19 protein-coding genes are annotated in these 18,312 nt (G+C 65.6%); 9 read left to right on the top strand and 10 right to left on the bottom strand.

Annotation, left to right across the window (positions count from 1 at the left end; translation table 11 throughout):
- Nucleotides 1–82: 82 nt before the first annotated feature.
- The 3 genes from kdpB to K410_RS37425 form a co-directional block, all read right to left on the bottom strand.
- Nucleotides 83–2,200, bottom strand: coding sequence for a potassium-transporting ATPase subunit KdpB (gene kdpB / locus K410_RS0129545; RefSeq protein WP_028138226.1), 2,118 nt, complete (start codon nt 2,198–2,200; stop codon nt 83–85).
- A gap of 24 nt (nt 2,201–2,224) precedes the next feature.
- Complete coding sequence (kdpA, locus tag K410_RS0129550) at nt 2,225–3,928, bottom strand: potassium-transporting ATPase subunit KdpA (protein WP_028138227.1); 1,704 nt, start codon at nt 3,926–3,928, stop codon at nt 2,225–2,227.
- A gap of 112 nt (nt 3,929–4,040) precedes the next feature.
- Nucleotides 4,041–4,130 carry a K(+)-transporting ATPase subunit F gene (locus K410_RS37425; protein WP_155253743.1) on the bottom strand — a complete coding sequence of 30 codons (90 nt, stop codon included), beginning with the start codon at nt 4,128–4,130 and terminating at the stop codon, nt 4,041–4,043.
- 322 nt (nt 4,131–4,452) lie between these two features.
- On the opposite strand from K410_RS37425, the gene upp reads away from it, so the two are divergent.
- Together upp and K410_RS0129575 are read left to right on the top strand one after the other, a co-directional pair.
- Nucleotides 4,453–5,088: a uracil phosphoribosyltransferase gene (upp, locus tag K410_RS0129570; protein ID WP_028138228.1), complete on the top strand. Its 636-nt coding sequence runs from the start codon at nt 4,453–4,455 to the stop codon at nt 5,086–5,088.
- 33 nt (nt 5,089–5,121) lie between these two features.
- Nucleotides 5,122–6,696, top strand: a complete 1,575-nt coding sequence (locus K410_RS0129575; RefSeq protein WP_028138229.1) for an AMP-binding protein — start codon at nt 5,122–5,124, stop codon at nt 6,694–6,696.
- A gap of 32 nt (nt 6,697–6,728) precedes the next feature.
- Here K410_RS0129575 and K410_RS0129580 read toward each other — a convergent pair whose 3' ends face one another.
- Nucleotides 6,729–7,895: an acyl-CoA dehydrogenase family protein gene (locus K410_RS0129580; protein ID WP_028138230.1), complete on the bottom strand. Its 1,167-nt coding sequence runs from the start codon at nt 7,893–7,895 to the stop codon at nt 6,729–6,731.
- Between the two features lie 177 nt (nt 7,896–8,072).
- On the opposite strand from K410_RS0129580, the gene K410_RS0129585 reads away from it, so the two are divergent.
- Together K410_RS0129585 and K410_RS0129590 are read left to right on the top strand one after the other, a co-directional pair.
- Nucleotides 8,073–8,576, top strand: coding sequence for a MaoC family dehydratase (locus K410_RS0129585; RefSeq protein ID WP_349509811.1), 504 nt, complete (start codon nt 8,073–8,075; stop codon nt 8,574–8,576).
- Entirely contained in the window at nt 8,576–9,427 is an 852-nt protein-coding gene (locus K410_RS0129590) for an HpcH/HpaI aldolase/citrate lyase family protein (RefSeq protein ID WP_028138232.1), read from the top strand. Before K410_RS0129585 ends, K410_RS0129590 begins: the two co-directional genes overlap by 1 nt.
- Nucleotides 9,428–9,489: 62 nt before the next feature.
- Here K410_RS0129590 and K410_RS0129595 read toward each other — a convergent pair whose 3' ends face one another.
- Entirely contained in the window at nt 9,490–9,864 is a 375-nt protein-coding gene (locus K410_RS0129595) for a hypothetical protein (protein ID WP_196236079.1), read from the bottom strand.
- A gap of 255 nt (nt 9,865–10,119) precedes the next feature.
- Here K410_RS0129595 and K410_RS37430 point away from each other — a divergent pair, with 255 nt between their 5' ends.
- Nucleotides 10,120–10,335 (top strand): hypothetical protein, encoded by a 216-nt coding sequence (locus tag K410_RS37430; protein ID WP_049820380.1) that lies wholly within the window; start codon nt 10,120–10,122, stop codon nt 10,333–10,335.
- Complete coding sequence (locus K410_RS40590; RefSeq protein WP_196236080.1) at nt 10,335–10,511, top strand: hypothetical protein; 177 nt, start codon at nt 10,335–10,337, stop codon at nt 10,509–10,511. Before K410_RS37430 ends, K410_RS40590 begins: the two co-directional genes overlap by 1 nt.
- Nucleotides 10,512–10,589: 78 nt before the next feature.
- Here K410_RS40590 and K410_RS0129610 read toward each other — a convergent pair whose 3' ends face one another.
- The 4 genes from K410_RS0129610 to K410_RS0129630 form a co-directional block, all read right to left on the bottom strand.
- The gene (locus K410_RS0129610; protein ID WP_028138234.1) at nt 10,590–11,696 is read right to left on the bottom strand and encodes a trypsin-like peptidase domain-containing protein; all 1,107 of its coding nucleotides are present in this window, start codon (nt 11,694–11,696) and stop codon (nt 10,590–10,592) included.
- Nucleotides 11,697–11,851: 155 nt separating this feature from the next.
- Nucleotides 11,852–12,187 carry a hypothetical protein gene (locus K410_RS0129620; protein ID WP_028138235.1) on the bottom strand — a complete coding sequence of 112 codons (336 nt, stop codon included), beginning with the start codon at nt 12,185–12,187 and terminating at the stop codon, nt 11,852–11,854.
- Nucleotides 12,188–12,274: 87 nt separating this feature from the next.
- A complete protein-coding gene (locus K410_RS0129625) occupies nt 12,275–12,766 on the bottom strand; it encodes an Hsp20/alpha crystallin family protein (protein ID WP_028138236.1) in 492 nt (163 codons plus the stop codon).
- Between the two features lie 78 nt (nt 12,767–12,844).
- Nucleotides 12,845–13,306, bottom strand: a complete 462-nt coding sequence (locus tag K410_RS0129630) for an Hsp20 family protein (protein WP_028138237.1) — start codon at nt 13,304–13,306, stop codon at nt 12,845–12,847.
- A 313-nt stretch (nt 13,307–13,619) separates the two neighbouring features.
- Between K410_RS0129630 and K410_RS0129635 the strand changes: the two genes are divergently transcribed.
- Genes K410_RS0129635 through K410_RS0129645 form a run of 3 tightly spaced genes read left to right on the top strand, consistent with a single transcriptional unit; the run spans nt 13,620 to nt 17,387 of the window.
- Complete coding sequence (locus tag K410_RS0129635; protein ID WP_028138238.1) at nt 13,620–14,834, top strand: ABC transporter substrate-binding protein; 1,215 nt, start codon at nt 13,620–13,622, stop codon at nt 14,832–14,834.
- A gap of 7 nt (nt 14,835–14,841) precedes the next feature.
- Nucleotides 14,842–16,575, top strand: a complete 1,734-nt coding sequence (locus tag K410_RS0129640) for an FAD-dependent oxidoreductase (RefSeq protein WP_028138239.1) — start codon at nt 14,842–14,844, stop codon at nt 16,573–16,575.
- Nucleotides 16,576–16,592: 17 nt separating this feature from the next.
- On the top strand, nt 16,593–17,387 hold the full coding sequence (locus K410_RS0129645) for an IclR family transcriptional regulator (RefSeq protein WP_028138240.1): 795 nt from the start codon (nt 16,593–16,595) through the stop codon (nt 17,385–17,387).
- 120 nt (nt 17,388–17,507) lie between these two features.
- Here the strand turns inward: K410_RS0129645 and K410_RS0129650 are convergent, their stop codons facing one another.
- On the bottom strand, nt 17,508–18,287 hold the full coding sequence (locus K410_RS0129650) for an SDR family NAD(P)-dependent oxidoreductase (RefSeq protein WP_028138241.1): 780 nt from the start codon (nt 18,285–18,287) through the stop codon (nt 17,508–17,510).
- Nucleotides 18,288–18,312 lie beyond the last annotated feature (25 nt).

An 18,312-nucleotide genomic window follows, 5' to 3' on the forward strand; every position in this document is an offset into this window, starting at 1 on the left:
ACCCGGAACCTCGAGATTCCGGGTTCGCCTCTTCGAGGCGCCCCGGAATGACAGAGAGAATTTGCTCCTCGCAATGACGGGGTTATGCCAAGTGCAAGGCGGTCACCACGAGGTCGATCGCCTTGATGCCGATGAAGGGGATGACGATGCCGCCAAGCCCGTAGATCAAGAGATTGCGCCGGAGCAGCGCGCCGGCACCGACCGCGCGATAGGCGACGCCTTTCAGCGCGAGCGGGATCAATCCGATGATGATCAGCGCGTTGAAGATGATCGCCGACAGGATGGCGCTCTGCGGGCTCGACAGATTCATGACGTTGAGCACGCCGAGCTGGGGGTAGAACGCCAGGAACATCGCTGGGATGATCGCGAAATACTTGGCGACGTCGTTGGCGATCGAAAACGTCGTCAGCGCACCGCGGGTCATCAGGAGCTGCTTGCCGATCTCGACCACCTCGATCAGCTTGGTCGGATTGGAGTCGAGGTCGACCATGTTGCCGGCCTCGCGCGCGGCCTGGGTGCCGGTGTTCATGGCGACGCCGACGTCGGCCTGGGCGAGCGCCGGCGCGTCGTTGGTGCCGTCGCCGCACATGGCGACCAGCTTGCCCTTGGCCTGCTCGTCGCGGATCAGCTTGAGCTTGTCCTCGGGCGTTGCCTGCGCCAGGAAGTCGTCGACGCCAGCCTCGGCCGCGATGGCGGCGGCCGTCATCGGATTGTCGCCGGTGATCATGATGGTGCGGATGCCCATGCGGCGCAGCTCCGCGAAGCGCTCGCGAATGCCGCCCTTGACGATGTCCTTGAGCTGGACGATCCCGAGCAGTCTGCCGTCCCTGGCGACGGCCAGCGGCGTGCCGCCGGACTTCGACACGTCATCGGCGATGGCCTGGATCTCGCGGCCCAGCTCGGACAATGCGGCAGGCTGCATCGACCGCGCCGCGTTGCCGGAAGCAGCCGTGGTCGGAGCGCCGCCCCCGACATAGTTCAGCATGGCATCGACCGCACCCTTGCGCACCGACGAGCCGCCGGCATCGACGCCGCTCATGCGGGTCTGGGCCGTGAACGGAACGAAGGTCGCGCCCAGCTCCGCCATGTCGCGGCCGCGGATGCGGTACTTCTCCTTCGCCAGCACGACGATGGAGCGGCCTTCCGGCGTCTCGTCCGCCAGCGAAGCGAGCTGGGCGGCGTCCGCCAGCTCCTGCTCGGTGACGCCGCGGACAGGGCGGAACGCGGTCGCCTGCCGGTTGCCGAGAGTGATGGTGCCGGTCTTGTCGAGCAGCAGCGTATCGACGTCGCCGGCGGCCTCGACGGCGCGGCCGGACATCGCCAGCACGTTGAAGCGGACCAGGCGGTCCATGCCAGCGATGCCGATGGCCGACAGCAGCGCGCCGATCGTGGTCGGGATCAGCGTCACGAACAGCGCGACCAGCACGATCACCGAGATCGAGCCGCCGGCATAGGCCGCGTAGCTCGGGATCGTGACGGTGGCGAACACGAAGATGATGGTGAGGCCGGCGAGCAGAATGTTGAGCGCGATCTCGTTCGGCGTCTTCTGCCGCTCGGCGCCCTCGACCAGCTTGATCATGCGGTCGATGAAGGTCGAGCCCTGGGCGGCCGTGATGCGGACGCGGATCCAGTCCGACAGCACCTGCGTGCCGCCGGTCACCGCCGAACGGTCGCCGCCGGATTCGCGGATCACGGGCGCGGATTCGCCGGTGATGGCAGCCTCGTTGACGGAGGCGACGCCCTCGATCACTTCGCCGTCCGAGGGGATCGTGTCACCCGCCTCGACCAGCACGAGATCGCCGATCTTCAGGCTCGTGCCGGGCACCAGCTTGTAGTCCCGGCTCGCGCCGCCCAGCAGCTTGGCCTGGCTCTCGGTGCGAGTCTTGCGCAGCGTCTCGGCCTGCGCCTTGCCACGGCCTTCAGCCACCGCTTCGGCGAGGTTGGCGAACAGCACGGTGAACCACAGCCAGAGGATGATCTGAAAGGTGAAGCCGAGATTCTCGCCGCCGGTGAGAAGATCGCGCAGGAAGATCACGGTGGTGAGCGCAGCGACGATCTCGACCACGAACATGACCGGGTTCTTGATCATGGCGCGTGGATCGAGCTTGGCGAAGGCCGCGCCGATCGCGGGCCCCACGATCTTGGGATCCAGCATCGCCGTAACAGGCATGCGCTTGTTGGGTTTATGGATGGATTCCATGGAGGTCACTCCGAAAGAACTGAATCAGAACAGGTTCCCGGCGTTCATCGCGAGGTGCTCGACGATGGGACCGAGCGCGAGCGCCGGGAAGAACGTCAAACCGCCCATGATCAGGATGACGCCGACGACGAGACCGACGAACAGGCCTCCGGTGGTCGGGAAGGTGCCCATCGACGGCGGGATCGATTTCTTCGTCGCGAGCGAGCCCGCGATCGCCATCGCCGGCACGATCATGAAGAAGCGGCCGACGAACATCGCGCTGGCGAGCGTGAGGTTGTAGAAGAAGGTGTTGCCGGTGAGGCCGGCGAAGGCCGAGCCGTTGTTGGCCGCCCCCGAGGTGAAGGCGTACAGAGCTTCGGTGAAGCCGTGCGGACCGGCATTCGCCATGGAAGCGACCGCCGCCGGGTAGACCACGGCGACGGCGGTCCAGCCGAGAATCATCAGCGGCAGGACGAGAATGGCGAGCATCGCCATCTTGACCTCGCGCGCCTCGATCTTCTTGCCGACATATTCCGGCGTGCGGCCGACCATCAGGCCCGCGACGAAGATCGCGAGGATGACGAACAGCAGCATGCCATACATGCCGGCGCCGACGCCGCCGACGATGATCTCACCGAGCTGCATGTTGATCAGCGGGATCATGCCGCCCAGCGCGGTGAAGCTGTCGTGCATGGCGTTGACGGCGCCGCACGAGGCGGCCGTGGTGATCACGGCGAACAGCGAGGACGCGACGATGCCGAAGCGGACCTCCTTGCCCTCCATGTTGCCGCCGGCCAGGCCGAGCGCATGCATGGTGGAGGTGCCGTTGGCCTCAGCCCAATAGCAGACGGCAACGCCGGCGATGAACAGCACGCCCATCACCGCGAGGATCGCCCAGCCCTGGCGCTGGTTGCCGACCATGCGGCCGAACACGTTGGTGAGCGCCGCGCCAAGCGCGAAGATCGAGAGCATCTGCACGAAGTTCGACAGCGCGGTCGGGTTCTCGAAGGGATGCGCGGCATTGGCGTTGAAGAAACCGCCGCCATTGGTCCCGAGCATCTTGATCGCCACCTGGGAAGCGACCGGGCCGACCGCGATGGTCTGCTTGGCGCCTTCCAGCGTGGTCGCCTCGACATAGGCACCGAGCGTTTGCGGGATGCCCTGCCAGACCAGGAACAGCGTGTAGACGATGCAGATCGGCAGCAACACGTAGAGCGTGCAGCGGGTGACATCGACCCAGAAATTGCCGACGGTGCGCATCGAGGCGCGGGCAAAGCCGCGGATCAGCGCGACCGCGAGCACGATGCCGGTCGCCGCCGACAGGAAATTCTGGTGCGTGAGGCCGGCCATCTGGGTCAGATAGGACAGCGTGCTCTCGCCGCCGTAGTTCTGCCAGTTGGTGTTGGTGATGAAGGAGATCGCGGTGTTGAACGACAGATCTTCCGCGACCGCCGACATGTCGGCCGGATTGAAGGGCAACGCCCCCTGCAGCCGCATCAAGCTGTAGATCATGAGAAAGCCGCCGACATGGAACAGCAGCATGGCGACCGTGTAGGTCATCCAGTGCTGCTCACGCTTCTCATCGACGCCGGAGATCCAATAGATGCCGGCCTCGATCGGGCGCAGGACGGGCGACAGGAACGTGCGCTCGCCGTTGAACACGCGCGTCATGTACCAGCCGAGCGGCATGGTCAGCGCGACGACGATCGCACAGTAAAGAATGATCTGGAACCAACCGATCGCAGTCATGGCATTAAACCTTCAGGCTTTGGGACCGGCGCAACAGCGGCAGGAGCAGCGCGAGCAGAGCCGCGACGAGCACAGCGTCGGCCAGCAGCAATTGAACGAGCAGCAGCACGATTCAGAACCGCTCGGGCCGCAGCAGCGCGTAGGTGAGATAGAGCAGGAGGCCGAACGAGACGGCGCCGGCGAGCGCATAATCGAGGATCACGGTCCGCTCCGTCACAGCCGTTCGCAGGCGTAGGTGTAGCCGATCGCGAGGGCGAACAAGGCGATGGCGAGCGCCAGCATCAGAAAGTCCATCATGGCGATACTCCTCGTTGCGCCTCATGTGCGGCGCAACCGCTTTCCCGGGACTCCGGTGAGCGCAAGGAGGGGTGGGCTTCCACGACCGGCCCGCGCTCTTGACCGTGCTGAGGTGCCACCGCAGGCATAGGTTTTCGAGACGATCGCGACGGCAAAGTTATAGGAATCTCATAAAGGCCAGGTGGAGCGATCTGGCGCAGTTTCACGGAACCGTGTAGAGCGGTTTCATGAGCACCAGCAATGTCAACGTCGTCGTCCACCCCCTGGTCCAGCACAAGCTCTCCCTGATGCGGGAGAAGGACCGCTCGACCAAGAGCTTTCGCGAGATCCTGAACGAGATCGGGATGCTGCTCGCTTACGAGGTGACGCGCGATTTGCCGCTGGAGCTGGTAGAGATCGAGACGCCGATCGCGCCGATGCGGACACCCAAGATCGCCGGCAAGAAGCTCACGCTGGCGCCGATCCTGCGCGCCGGCGTCGGTTTCCTCGACGGCATGCTGGCGCTGATGCCCTCGGCGCGCATCGCCCATATCGGGCTCTACCGCGACCCCGAGACGTTGCAGGCTGTGGAATATTACTTCAAGGCCCCGCAGGACCTGTCCGACCGCACCGTGATCCTGATGGACCCGATGCTGGCCACGGGCAACTCCGCGTGCGCCGGCGCCTCCCTGCTCAAGGCCCGCGGCGCCCGCGACATCCGCTTCGTGTGCCTTCTGGCCGCGCCCGAGGGCATCGCGCAATTCCAGAGCGAGCATCCCGACGTGCCGATCTGGACCGCCGCGATCGACGAGCGGCTCAACGACCACGGCTACATCGTGCCGGGCCTCGGCGATGCCGGCGACCGGATGTTCGGCACCAAGTAGACAGCTTGGCATGATCGCGTTACTCCCGTTGCCATGAGTGCCAATACGCCGTCGCTGCAATCGCTGATCCGGGCCGAGGCCGCCGCCGATCCCGCTTTCGTATTCGACGGCACGCCGGTCTCGCGCGCGGAATTCGCAAGCAGAGTAGAGCAGACCGCCGCCTGGCTCGCAGCGCAAGGCATCGGCAAGGGGGACGTCGTCGCGGTCTGGCTGGTCAACCGGATCGAATGGCTCGCCCTGCTGTTCGCCGCCGCCCGATGTGGTGCGATCGTCGCCGCCGTCAATACGCGCTACCGGAGTGCGGAAGTCGCGCATCTGCTTCGCTTGTCCGGCGCCAGGCTGATGGTGGTGGAGGCCGCATTCCGCTCGATCGATTTTGCCGCGATCCTCGCCGGGATCGCCGGACACGAAGTCCCCGCGCTGCAACGGCTCGCGGTGGTCGGCGCAGATGCGATTCCGGCGCACTGGCCCTGCGTGCGCTTCGACGCCTTCGACAGCTTCTATCCGCCCGCGCCGCCGGCCGAGGACGATATCGACCTGCCGGTGCTGCTCTACACCACATCGGGCACCACCAAGGGGCCGAAGCTGGTGGCGCATTCGCAGCGGACGCTGGCGAGCCATGCCGTCTCCGTCGCCAAGGCGCTTCGGCTCGATCCACAGCGTCACGCGCTGCTGGCCATGCTGCCGTTCTGCGGAACCTTCGGCATGACGAGCCTGCTCGGCTTCGTCGCGGCCGGTGCAACCATTCATGTGCTCGACGCCTTCGAGGCGGCGCCGGCCTTCGAGATTCTGCGCGAGCACAGGATCACGCATTCCTTCGGCTCCGACGAGATGTTCCGGCGCATTCTCGCCCTCACCGATGCACCACGCCCGCTTCCGCATCTCGAGCTCTGCGGTTTCGCCGCGTTCCAGCCAGGTTGGCGCGAGCTTGCGGCAGAGGCTGAATCGCGCGGCCTGAAGCTGTTCGGCCTCTACGGCTCAAGCGAGGTCCAGGCCCTGTTCGCGATCGCGCAAGCTAGCGATGCCTACGCCGATCGCATCGAGGGCGGCGGCTGGCCGATGTCACCCGACGCAAGCGTGCGCGTGCGCGACACCGAGACCGGCGAGCTTGCGGCCGACGGCGTGTCCGGCGAGATCGAGATTAGCGCGCCGTCACGCTTCCTTGGGTATTTCCATAACCCGGATGCGACACGCGAGGCGATCACCGCGGACGGCTTCTTCCGCACCGGCGACATCGGCCGGCTGCGCGGCGACGGCTCCTTCGTCTACGAGACCCGCGCCGGCGATGCCATGCGGCTGGGCGGCTTCCTGGTTGCGCCCGGCGAGATCGAGGATGAGCTCAAGTCCTGTGCCGGCGTGGGTGATGCCCAGGTGGTTGCGGTCGATTTGAACGGCCAGGCGCGCTGCGTCGCGTTCGTGATTCCGACAAGGGAGCCGCCGCTGCAAGAGAGGTTGATCGCGCATCTGCGCGAGCGGCTCGCCGGCTACAAGGTACCGGCGCGGATCTATCTCGTGGACGCCTTTCCGGTCACCGACAGCGCCAACGGCGTGAAGATCCAGCGCGCCAGGCTGCGCGCCATGGCGATGGAGCGGATCGCCGCCGAATAGGCCGCCTATCTGGTTTCCGCCCCAAGAGGCGTTCAGTACGACTTGGCGAGCCCCAGCACCTTCTCGGCGATGAAGCTGAGCGCGAGCTGCGGGCTGACCGGCGCGATGCGCGGGATCAGGATTTCTCGCAAATATCGCTCGACGTGGAATTCCTTGGCATAGCCGAAGCCGCCATGGGTCATCACGGCCTGCTCGCAGGCCGAGAAACCCGCCTCGCCCGCGAGGTACTTTGCGGCGTTGGCCGCAGCGCCGCACGGCATGCCCTTGTCGTATTGCCAAGCCGCCGACATCACCATCAGCCAGGCCGCCTCGAGCTCGACCCAGTTCACCGCGAGCGGGTGCTGGATGCCCTGGTTCTTGCCGATCGGACGGTTGAACACGATTCGCGTCTTGGCGTATTCGGTGGCGCGCGACAGCGCCAGCTTGCCGAGGCCAACCGCCTCCGCCGCGATCAGGATACGCTCCGGGTTCATGCCTTCGAGGATGTACTCGAAGCCTTTGCCTTCCTCGCCGATGCGGTCCTCCATCGGGATCTCGAAATCCTCGAAGAACAGCTCGTTGGAATCGACGACCTTGCGGCCCATCTTCTCGATCTCGTGGACCTTGATCCTGCTGCGGTCGAAATCGGTGTAGAACAGGCTGAGACCGTGGGTCGGCGAGCGCACCTCCTCGAGCGGCGTGGTACGTGCGAGCAGCAGGATCTTGTGCGCGACCTGCGCGGTCGAGATCCACACCTTCTGGCCGTTGACGATGTAGCGGTCGTTCTTGGCGACCGCGCGGGTCTTGAGCTGGGTGGTGTTGAGGCCGGTGTTGGGCTCGGTGACGGCAAAGCACGCCTTCTCGCGGCCCTCGACCATCGGCGGCAGCATGCGCTTGCGCTGCTCCTCGGTGCCGAACACCACGACGGGATTGAGCCCGAACACGTTGATGTGCACGGCGGATGCCCCGGACATGCCGGCGCCCGATTCCGCAATGGTGCGCATCATGATCGCAGCTTCGGTAATGCCGAGCCCCGAGCCGCCGTAGGCTTCCGGCACGCAGATGCCGAGCCAACCGGCGTCCGCCAAGGCCTTGTGGAAGTCGTGCGGAAAGCCGCCATCATGGTCCTTCTTCAGCCAATAGGCATCCGGGAAGCCTTCGCAGATCTTGGCGATGGCGTCGCGAATGGCTTCCTGCTGATCGGTGAGCGCGAAATCCATGGTCTTGGTCTCCTTCCTGGGAGCCGCCACCGCGCCATCTCCCGTCTCGTCGCGTTCCCCACGCAAAGGCCATGGCGACTTGCTGCGCCCGACGTGCCTCGCCTGTGTTCTTAGCTCGGAATCCCGTATGCAGATACGTGAATTTGCCTGTCAACTGTGTCTACCATGCATGGGCTCATGCGGCGTGACGCCAAGGGCGCGCCGTTATTTCGCAGGGAGGAAACCGCGATGGCCGGGCTTTATTTCGAAGACTTTTCCGTGGGTCAGGAGTTCAGGCATCCGCTGACGCGAACCGTCACGGAGATGGACAACACGATGTTCAGCCTGCTGACGCTCAACCCGCAGCCGCTGCATATCGACGCGCATTTCGCCGAGAAGACCGAGTTCGGCCAGCGCATTTTCAACAGCCTTTACACCCTCGGCATCATGATCGGCATGACGGTCTATGATACGACCATGGGCACAACCGTCGCCAATCTCGGCATGACCGACGTCACGTTTCCAAAACCGGTCTTCCATGGCGACACCCTGCGGGCGACGACGAAGGTGCTGGCGTTGAGGGAATCCAAATCGCGCCCGAGAGCGGGCATCGTCGAGTTCGAGCACCATGCCTTGAACCAGAACGACGAGATTGTCGGCAAATGCCGTCGCATGGCGATGATGCACAAGAGGCCGGTCTGATGCGTTCGATGCTGTTCGTGCCGGGCGATTCCCCGCGCAAGTTCGAGAAGGCGAGCGAAGGCAGGGCCGACGCGCTGATCATCGATCTCGAGGATTCCGTCGTCACCGATAAGAAGCCGGAGGCGCGCACCCTGACGCTTGCGATGCTGAAGCGCCGTCCCGGTCCGCACCAGCTCTATGTCCGCGTCAACGCGCTCGACACCGGCATGACGCTGACCGACCTCGCGGCAGTGCTGCCCGGCAGGCCCGACGGTATCGTGCTGCCGAAATCGCAAGGGGGCGACGACGTGCGCCAGGTCGCGACCTGGCTCGAAGCGCTGGAAGCTGCTGCCGGCATCGCGGTCGGCACGACGCGGATCGTCTGCGTCGCGACGGAGACAGCGAGCTCGATCTTCGGCCTCGGCAGTTACAAGGGTTGCTCCCCCCGCCTCGCCGGCCTGATGTGGGGCGCGGAAGACCTCTCGGCGTCGCTCGGCGCCACCGAAAAAGCCGCAGCGGGAGTGTTCCACAGCCCCTATCGCCTCGCGCGGGATCTATGCCTGATGGCTGCGGCCGCGGCCGAGGTCGCGCCGATCGACACCGTCTATACCGACATCGACAACCTCGCCGGCCTCGAGCAGGAGACGCGCGCCGCGCGGCGCGACGGTTTTTCGGCGAAGGCGCTGATCCATCCCAAGCATGTCGACATCGTCAATGCGGCGTTCGCGCCGACGGACGCGGAGCGGACCTGGGCCGAGAAGGTGATCGCAGCGTTTGCCGGCAATCCCAATTCCGGCACGCTGCGGCTCGACGGCCAGATGATCGACAGGCCGCATCTTCGCGCCGCGAAAAAGATCCTCGGCCAGCCCTAGGTCGGGGCGCCAGCCCGCCAGGTCGAGCGGCTCAACCGAGGCATCGGCTTGAGGAAACAGTATCAGTCGAAGCCCTGAACGGGCGGCGTCGAGGTCTGCGCGGGCGCGGCTTGAACCGGCGGAGCCGGATTGGCGGCAGCTCGCATCTGGCCATTGGCATTCATGGCCTGGCGCGTGGGCGGCGGGCTTCTGGTCGCGGCCGCGCGGCGCGGCGGCGGCCGACGTCCTGCCGAGTGCGACCCTCTGATGCCCCAGGAGCGGGCGATCGACGGTCCCGCGGTGTAACCGATCAAAGCCCCGGCGACTGCCCCGACCGGTCCCAGCACGACCGCGCCGGATACCGCGCCGAGCGCCGCATCGCCGGCGCGCTCCTGCGCAAGCGCGCTGACGGGCACACAGGCCAGCAATACGACAGCACTGATCAGAGCTTTGGTCATCGGAGCGCCTCCCTCACGGGAAACCATTCCTGCTCAAATATGGCCGCACGAGGTTCGCTTGCCGGCCAACAGGAGGCAATCGCTCAGCGGAACCGGTCGCCGCAGAGCCAACGCCGCCAACCGACGGTTGTGCAGCGGCGTACGAGCTTCGAACATCTTGACAGCGGTTTCGCGCTGAATATTTTTCGGGCGAGAAAGCACTTTCTCACCCTCGAAAAATCAAAGGATCCAAGGCGACCGTCTGGAGAGACGACGATGCTCGATGAGAACTTTGCCCGCATACGTGCGCACCGCAACAATATTCACCGCTATCGGCGGCTGCTGAAGACGACGCTGTCGCAGCTGGAGCGCGATTTCATCGAGAGACGCCTGGCAGAAGAGAGGTCGGCACTCGATGCGCTGACCGCGGCGACCTTCCCTGTCGGCTTCCGAGCCCCCGGGATGCCGGCCGAGGCGATGGGGGTGGCGTGATGAGCCGTCAGCGGCAGCTGCTCATTCGCGGCAGCGAGAAGGTAATCGGCCACTACGAGCTTCTGCTTGCAAGCGCCAAGAGCGAGCATGAGCGCGAGCTCTATCGGCAGCGCATCGAGCGCGAGCGTCGGCTGATCCGCGACCTGCAAGGCGAGCCGGATTCTCGCGCCGCCTGACCGAGAGAGCAAAAATGGTCTAAGACCGTTGCAGGGGCGGACCGCCTTTACTTTCGGCGAACTGCCCCTGCATTTGATTTAGCGAACGAGGCGATTGGGGCCTGCAAGCGCACTGCTCGATTGGTTCGCCGGCGCCACGCGCACCGTGGCGGTCAGCGGCGCACCGTTGCGCAGCAGAGTGAGCCTCACCTCCTCCCCGACACGGGCGAGGCCGATCGTGTTGCGGAGCTGGGCGGCGGTACGGATCGGACGCTCGTCGGCTGCGGTCACGATATCGCCCTTGCGCAGGCCGGCCCTTTCCGCGGGCGAGTCCGCAGCGATCTCGGCGACGACGGCGCCTTGATTCAGTCCCTTGTTGATTGACGGATGCAGATCCTTCAGCGAGACGCCGATGCGGCCGCGCTCGACGCGGCCGCTGACGATGATCTGCTCCATCACCTTGCGCGCCATGTTGACCGGAATGGCGAAGCCGATGCCGACATTGCCGCCGGCGGGCGAGATGATCGCCGAGTTGATGCCGACCAGCTCGCCGCGCAGGCTCACCAGCGCGCCGCCGGAATTGCCCGGATTGATCGCGGCATCGGTCTGGATGAAATCCTCATAGCCCTGCTTGCCGAGACCGGTGCGGCCCAGCGCGCTGACGAGGCCGGATGTCACGGTCTGGCCGAGACCGAAAGGATTGCCGATCGCCAGCACGAAATCGCCGACGTCGAGCGCATCGCTGTCGCCGAAGGGAAGCGCCTTGAGCCCCACGGGGTTCTGGATCTGGAGCACGGCAACGTCGGTCGGCGGATCGCGCCCGACCACCTTGGCGGAAAACTGCCGGCCGTCCTTGGTCGTGATCTGGACGGCGGAAGTGCCTTCGACCACGTGGTTGTTGGTCAGCACATAACCGCGCTCGGCATCGACGATCACGCCGGAGCCGGTCGCGTTGACCTCCTTTTCGATCTGCCGGGGAACGTCGAAGAACTCGCGGAACAACGGGTCGCGATAGAGCGGGTTGTCCTCGCGGACGCGGCCGTGCACGGAAATGTTGACCACGGCGGGTGTCACCCGGCGCACCAGCGGCGCCAGTGTCGGCACCGGGCCGCCGGTTTTCATGTCGGGGATCTGGCCGGCGGCAGGCTGTGACGCCGTGAGCGTCAGCACCAGCATCGCCAGCAAGAGCGGACGCACAGCATTCATATTCTTTCCTGCCGCCTTGTATGGAGATCGAAGAGTGAAGTGGCTTCACGCGTCGCGGGACGCGACGATCCAGCCTTGCATGGCCAGCAACGGAGCGGCGAAGGCCGCCGAGGCCTGACCGAGCAGCACGAGTCCCAGAACGGTCTGTGTGAGCATCATGGGCTTGCCCCCTCTGCGGCGGCCCAGGGCCGCCGCAGTCGCATCGGCACGCCGCCGCCGCGCGGCGGATCGTCGTTGTCATTGTCGCCGTCGAGCTTGCGCAGGGCGGCCAGGATATCGGCGAGCCGCACCGTTTGGCTCATCCCAGGGATCTCGCGCAAGGCGGGACAGGATTCGACCGCGTACATGTCCGACGCCCAGGACGACAGGATGATGCGCTTCTCCGGCGGAGAGAGCTCCGTCGCATTCAGAACGTCGGCAGGCGAGTCGTAATGGGCCGCGGGGTGAAACAGCGGATTGAGCGTGCCGGTATTGGTATTGACGTTGGTCATTTCTGGACCTCCCCTCATGCTCCTTTCCAAGGGACGGGCTTGTTGACGATGATGGGGCGGCGGCAACTGCCGCCGCCCCATCTTCACTTAACGCGTGTTGATCGCGATGCGCTTGACGCCTTCGCGCGCCTTCTCGGATTTCGGCAGCGACACGGTCAGGACGCCGTTCTTGAACGACGCCTCGGCCTTGTCCTCCTCGACGCCGTCGAGAGGGATCTGACGTTCGAAGCTGCCGTAATAGCGCTCCGTGAAGTATTTGCCTTCGCCGTTGCGCTCCGCCTTCTTCTCGCCGCGCAGCGTCAGCACGCCATTGGCAATCTCGACCTGGACGTCCTTCTCGGTGAGGCCGGGAAGCTCGGCCGAGACGGTCAGCGTCTTGTCGGTCTCGCTGAGCTCGACCTTCGGCCAGCCGAAACGGCCCTCCATCAGCGGCGACAGGCTGGTCCTGCCGAAGCCGCGGAAGACGTCGTCGAACAGACGGTTCATCTCGCGATGAAGCGTCAGGAAGGGATCGAAATTGTCGCGCCCAGGCGCAAGCTCCTGTTTGCCTGACCAGGGAATCAGATCACGAAAACCCATGGTTCTCTCCTCCATGCATCGGGGAAGCGCGGCCCACGCATCGCGCGCCGCGCTTCGCCGTCTCGCCTGCTCGAGAGCCTAAGCCGCTTTCTTCTGCTCGATCTGCGATGCCGCAGGCGCGGCGCCCGAGATCGGAATCCGGCGCGGCTTCATCGCTTCCGGAACCTCGCGGACGAGGTCGATGATCAACAGCCCGTCCTGGAACGAGGCCTGCTTCACCTGGACATAGTCGGCAAGGTTGAACACACGCCGGAACGGCCGCGCGGCGATGCCCTGGTACAGATATTCCCGCGCGGCGGTCTCGGGCTTCCTGCCCTCGATCGTGAGCGCGTTCTGCTCGGCCGTCACCGTGATGTCGCTGGCGCCGAAGCCTGCCACCGCAAGGCTGATCCGGTAATGGTCCTCGCCGGAGCGTTCGATGTTGTAGGGGGGATAATTGTCCTCGGTCGCCTGGCGCAGCGTGCTGTCGACGAGGTCGGCCAGGTGATCGAAGCCGATGGTGGAACGCCACAGGGGCGCGAAGTCGAAACTGGTCCTCATAACCAAGTCCTCCTGAGAGCAAGATGGATACGAAGGAGCGCAGGACAGGGTTTTCGGACGAGGTCCGAAGACCGGCCCGGCGCCCGTACCGGACCCGATCTGGCATCCGGCACACCGCTCTCGCGGCGAGAAACGACTTAGAAAATCGGACATGGCTTTCAAGGGGGCGGCCCAAAAATTCTTCGGCCCGGCACGCACCCATAGCGGAACCCACCCGGCATTCTTCGTTCGGCATTGACAAACTCATTCGCCATTATCTAATTTATCTCCTCAACACCCGCCGCGCCATGCGGCCAAGAAAAGAGGAAACATCATGAGAGAGCTTCTGGCCTGCGCCATGCTCGCGGCCATGACTTCGGCTGCCATGACCACAGCGGCGACCGCGCAAGTCTCCGACGATGCGGTGCGGATCGGCGTGCTGACGGATCTGTCGAGCTGGGGCCGCGACAATTCAGGACCGGGCTCGGTCGAAGCCGCCAAGATGGCCGTGGAGGAATTCGGGCCGACCGTGCTCGGCAAGCCGATCGAGATCATCAGCGCCGACCACCAGATGAAAACCGATGTCGGCGTGCAGATCGTGCGCGGCTGGTTCGACAACGGCAAGGTCGATGCCGTCGTCGACATTCCCAATTCCGGCATCGCGATCGCCGTGCACAACATGGTGCGCGAGCGCGGCAAGGTCGCGCTGCTCTCCGGCCCCGGCGCCAGTTCGCTGACCGACGAGCTGTGCAGCCCGAACACCGTGCATTTCACCTACGACACCTATGCGCTGTCGAAAGTCACGGCGTCCGCCGTGATCAAGGAGGGCGGCAAGTCCTGGTACTTCATCACGGCCGATTATGCCTTCGGCCAGCAGCTCGAGAAGGACGCAATCCGCTTCATCAACGAGATGGGCGGCAAGGTGCTCGGTGGCGTCAAGCATCCGACCAACACCGCGGACTTCTCCTCCTTCGCGCTGCAGGCGCAGAGCTCCAAGTCCGACGTGGTCGCCTTCGCCAATGCCGGCCAGGACACCGACAATGCCATCAAGCAGTCTGGCGAGTTCGGCCTCGTTCAGGGCGGCCAGAAGCTGGTCGGCCTCCTGATGTTCGACACCGACGTGCACGCGATCGGCCTGAAGGCGGCGCAGGGCACCTACATGACCACGGCCTCTTACTGGGCCATGGACGAGGCCACGCGTGCCTGGTCGAAGAAGTTCTACGAGCGCACCAAGGTGATGCCGACCATGATCCAGACCGGCGTCTATGGCGCGGTTCTGCATTATCTCAAGGCCATCAAGGCCGCCGGCACTGACGAGTCCGCCAAGGTGATGACGAAGATGCGCGAGCTGCCGATCGAGGATATCTTCGTCCATGGCGGCAAGTTGCGCGAGGACGGCCGGGTCATCCGGGACATGTATCTCGCCAAGGTGAAGACGCCCGAGCAATCGAAGGAGCCGTGGGACTATCTGGACATCGTCAAGACCGTGAAGGGCGAGGACGCCTTTCGCCCCGTCTCCGAATCCAAATGTCCGCTCCTGAAAAAGTGAGGCCCAGATGACCGGCAACGAGCAGAGCGCCATAGAGACTTACGAATGCGATGTGCTCGTGGCCGGATCGGGCTGCTCCGGCATGTCGGCCGCGATCACCGCCCGGTCCCGCGGCCTCGACGTCCTGATCGTCGAGAAGGAGCCGCGTTTCGGCGGCACCACCGCCCGCTCCGGCGGCTGGCTCTGGATTCCCGGGACTTCGCTGGCGAAAGCGTACGGCATCGAGGAGACGCCGGAGCAGGCCCGCACCTATCTGCGGCACGAGGCCGGCAACAACTTTGATGCGGCACGCGTCGATGCGTTTCTCTCGGCCGGCCCCGAGGCGGTCGATTTCTTCACCACCAAGACCGCGCTGCGCTTCGACATGCCGCTGGTGTTTCCGGACTATCACGCGGAGGCGCCGGGCGGCGCGCAGGGCGGCCGCTCCATGGTGACGCGTCCGTTCGACGGCCGCGAGCTCGGCGACCTCATCAAGTCGCTGGGCATGCCGCTGCCCGAGCTCACCGTGTTCGGCATGATGCTGGGAAGCGGCAAGGAGATCATCCACTTCATGCGGGTGACGAAGTCGCTGACGTCGGCGGTCTATGTCGCCAAGCGCCTGTCGCGGCACCTGATGGACGTGCTGCGCTACGGCCGCGGCATGACCTTGACCAACGGCAATGCGCTCGCCGGGCGCCTCGCAAAATCCGCGCTCGACCTGAAGATTCCGATGTGGTTGTCCTCGCCGGTGCGCGAGCTGACGGTCGAGAGCGGCGCCGTCACCGGCGCCATCGTGTCGCGCGAGGGACGCGAGGTCCACGTCCGCACCCGCCAGGGCGTCGTGCTCGCCTGCGGCGGCTTCCCGCACGATGTGGAGCGGCGCAGAAAGATGTTTCCGCACGCACCGACCGGCAATGAACATTTTTCGCCGGGGCCCACCGGCAACACCGGCGACGGCTTGCGTCTTGCGGAGCGCGCAGGCGGGCATGTCGAGGACCGCCTGCCGAACGCAGCAGCGTGGGTGCCGGTGTCGCTGACCACCCGCAAGGACGGCTCGAAGGGCGTGATGCCGCATTTCATCGACCGCGCCAAGCCCGGCGTGATCGCAGTGATGGGCGACGGCAGGCGCTTTGCCAATGAAGGCAATTCCTACCACGACTTCGTCCAGGCCATGGTCAAAGCCGCGAAGCCCGGCGAGGAGATCGCCGCCTTCCTCGTCTGCGATCACAAGACGTTGCGCAAATACGGCCTTGGCTGCGTGCCGCCCTTCCCGATGCCGCTGGGCCATCACCTGAAGTCCGGCTATCTCATGTGCGGCGACACGCTGGAGGCGCTGGCGGCGAAGGCCGGCATCGACGCCCAGTCCTTCGTCGAGACCGTCAGGCAGTTCAACGCGACGGCGCCGCAAGGCCATGACGCCGCCTTCGGCAAGGGCTCGAAGGCCTACAACCGCTACCAGGGCGATGCGCTGCACGGCCCCAACCCTTGCGTCGCGCCGATCGAGAACGGGCCATTCTATGCCATCAAGATGGTGATCGGCGATCTCGGCACCTATGCCGGCATCGTCACCGACGCGAATGCGCGGGCGCTCGACGCCGAGGGCCGCGTCATTCCCGGGCTCTATGCCGCCGGCAACGACATGGCGAGCATCATGGGCGGCAATTATCCCGGGGCCGGCATCACGCTTGGGCCGGCGCTGACCTTCGGCTACATTGCCGGCCGTCATCTCGCCGACAGCGCCGAAAAGCGCGACGCGGCTTGAGCCACGCCAGGAAGCGCATGAGCAGGGAAAGTCGCGGCATCCAGTCCATCGAGGTCGGCGGAGAGCTGCTCCGTGCGCTCGCCCGGTGCGGCGAGCCGATGATGCTGCGCGATCTCGCGCGCGAGGCCGGCATGGCGCCGGCCAAGGCGCACCCCTATCTCGCCAGCTTCTCGCGCATCGGGCTGATCGAGCAGGACGAGACCACCGGCCGCTACGAGATCGGCGCGCTGGCGCTGGAGCTCGGCCTGATCAGCCTGCGCCGGCTCTCCGGCGTTCGCATCGCAAGGCCGAGAATCGCCGCGCTCGCCAGCCAGATCGGGCATGCCGTGTCTCTCGCCGTGTGGGGCACGCACGGCCCGACCGTGGTCCAGCTCGAGGAGCCGGCTCAGCCCGTGCACATCGTGATGCGCGTCGGCTCGGTGATGGCGCTGCTGGAGACCGCGACCGGCCGGGCCTTCGCGGCGTTCCTGCCGGAGCAGACGATCACCGCCGCTCTCGAGAGCGGGCTCGACCGCCACGGCGTCGGCTACAATCCGAAGCGCGCCGTGAAGGGCGCCAAGCTCACCGAGATGCTCGCGGAGGTCCGCAAGCACGGCCTCGCCCGCGCCCTCGGCGATCCCCTGCCCGGCGTCAACGCCTTCTCGGCCCCGGTGTTCGACCATTCCGGCCACGTCGCGCTGGTCATCACCGCGATGGGTCCCGAAGGCACGTTCGATGCGCGCTGGGACAGCCCGATCGCGCATGCGCTGCGCGATTGCGCCGGCGGCATCTCGAAGCGGCTGGGTCACGGCATCACAGTCGCGGCGGAATAGGCCTGGACGGCGCCACCGTCATGGCCGGGCTTGTCCCGGCCATCCACGCAGCACCGCGATTGTTGAGAGACGTGGGTGCCCGGGTCAAGCCCGGGCATGACGACTGAGATGCAGCGAGGCCTACTTATCCTTCACCGGCACCGTGTAGTTCAGGACCAGTCTTCCGCCATCCGGATAGATCGTCTGTCCGGTGATGTAGGAGGCATCGTCGCTCGCCAGGAACGCCACCACCGAGGCCACCTCGCTCGGCTCGCCGCCGCGCCCCGCAGGCGTACGCGACATCACGGTCTTGCGGGCGTCATCTGACGTGTAGATCGACGATGCCACCATGTCGGTCAGGATTGTGCCCGGTCCGACCGCGACGACGCGGATGTTGTGCGGGGCAAGCGCAACGGCGGCAACCGACGTCAGCTGCTTCATGCCGCCCTTGGACATCGCATAGGTCGCCAGCGCCGGGATCGCCAGCAGTGCATTCACCGAGGACATGTTGATGATGACGCCGCCACCGCCTTGCGCGATCATCTGCCTCGCCGCCGCCTGCACGCCGAAGAACGCGCCCTTCAAGTTGATGCCAATGATTTCGTCGAACTCATCTTCGGTGATGTCGAGGATGTCCCGGTTGCGTGCGACGCCGGCATTGTTGACCATGATGTCGAGCCGGCCGAACGCCTTCACGGCGGTGGCAACGAGCTGATCCACATCGGTGCGCTTGGCGACATTGCCGACCACGATGCGCAGGGCATCCGGCCGCCCCAGCTCCGCGGCCGTCGCGGCGAGGCCCTCGGCATCGACGTCCGAGATCACGATCTTGACGCCGTCGTCCAAGAATCTCTTCGCACAGGCCTTGCCGATGCCGCGCGCCGCGCCGGTGATGGCGGCGACCTTGCCGGATAGTTTCATGGGGCTGCTCCAGGACTTGTGACGA

The organism is Bradyrhizobium sp. 22 (assembly GCF_000482425.1).
Taxonomy (GTDB): domain Bacteria; phylum Pseudomonadota; class Alphaproteobacteria; order Rhizobiales; family Xanthobacteraceae; genus Bradyrhizobium; species Bradyrhizobium japonicum_B.

What these genes read in the sequence shown, in the direction of transcription:
- K410_RS0129620 (WP_028138235.1), bottom strand. Translation starts at nt 12,187, where the DNA reads ATGACCAACGTCAATACCAATACCGGCACGCTCAATCCGCTGTTTCAC.
- K410_RS0129635 (WP_028138238.1), top strand. Translation starts at nt 13,620, where the DNA reads ATGAGAGAGCTTCTGGCCTGCGCCATGCTCGCGGCCATGACTTCGGCT.
- kdpB (WP_028138226.1), bottom strand. Translation starts at nt 2,200, where the DNA reads ATGGAATCCATCCATAAACCCAACAAGCGCATGCCTGTTACGGCGATG.
- K410_RS0129640 (WP_028138239.1), top strand. Translation starts at nt 14,842, where the DNA reads ATGACCGGCAACGAGCAGAGCGCCATAGAGACTTACGAATGCGATGTG.
- K410_RS0129645 (WP_028138240.1), top strand. Translation starts at nt 16,593, where the DNA reads ATGAGCAGGGAAAGTCGCGGCATCCAGTCCATCGAGGTCGGCGGAGAG.
- K410_RS37430 (WP_049820380.1), top strand. Translation starts at nt 10,120, where the DNA reads ATGCTCGATGAGAACTTTGCCCGCATACGTGCGCACCGCAACAATATT.
- K410_RS0129610 (WP_028138234.1), bottom strand. Translation starts at nt 11,696, where the DNA reads ATGAATGCTGTGCGTCCGCTCTTGCTGGCGATGCTGGTGCTGACGCTC.
- upp (WP_028138228.1), top strand. Translation starts at nt 4,453, where the DNA reads ATGAGCACCAGCAATGTCAACGTCGTCGTCCACCCCCTGGTCCAGCAC.
- K410_RS0129590 (WP_028138232.1), top strand. Translation starts at nt 8,576, where the DNA reads ATGCGTTCGATGCTGTTCGTGCCGGGCGATTCCCCGCGCAAGTTCGAG.
- K410_RS0129580 (WP_028138230.1), bottom strand. Translation starts at nt 7,895, where the DNA reads ATGGATTTCGCGCTCACCGATCAGCAGGAAGCCATTCGCGACGCCATC.
- kdpA (WP_028138227.1), bottom strand. Translation starts at nt 3,928, where the DNA reads ATGACTGCGATCGGTTGGTTCCAGATCATTCTTTACTGTGCGATCGTC.
- K410_RS0129650 (WP_028138241.1), bottom strand. Translation starts at nt 18,287, where the DNA reads ATGAAACTATCCGGCAAGGTCGCCGCCATCACCGGCGCGGCGCGCGGC.
- K410_RS0129595 (WP_196236079.1), bottom strand. Translation starts at nt 9,864, where the DNA reads ATGACCAAAGCTCTGATCAGTGCTGTCGTATTGCTGGCCTGTGTGCCC.
- K410_RS0129585 (WP_349509811.1), top strand. Translation starts at nt 8,073, where the DNA reads ATGCGGCGTGACGCCAAGGGCGCGCCGTTATTTCGCAGGGAGGAAACC.
- K410_RS0129625 (WP_028138236.1), bottom strand. Translation starts at nt 12,766, where the DNA reads ATGGGTTTTCGTGATCTGATTCCCTGGTCAGGCAAACAGGAGCTTGCG.
- K410_RS0129630 (WP_028138237.1), bottom strand. Translation starts at nt 13,306, where the DNA reads ATGAGGACCAGTTTCGACTTCGCGCCCCTGTGGCGTTCCACCATCGGC.
- K410_RS40590 (WP_196236080.1), top strand. Translation starts at nt 10,335, where the DNA reads ATGAGCCGTCAGCGGCAGCTGCTCATTCGCGGCAGCGAGAAGGTAATC.
- K410_RS0129575 (WP_028138229.1), top strand. Translation starts at nt 5,122, where the DNA reads ATGAGTGCCAATACGCCGTCGCTGCAATCGCTGATCCGGGCCGAGGCC.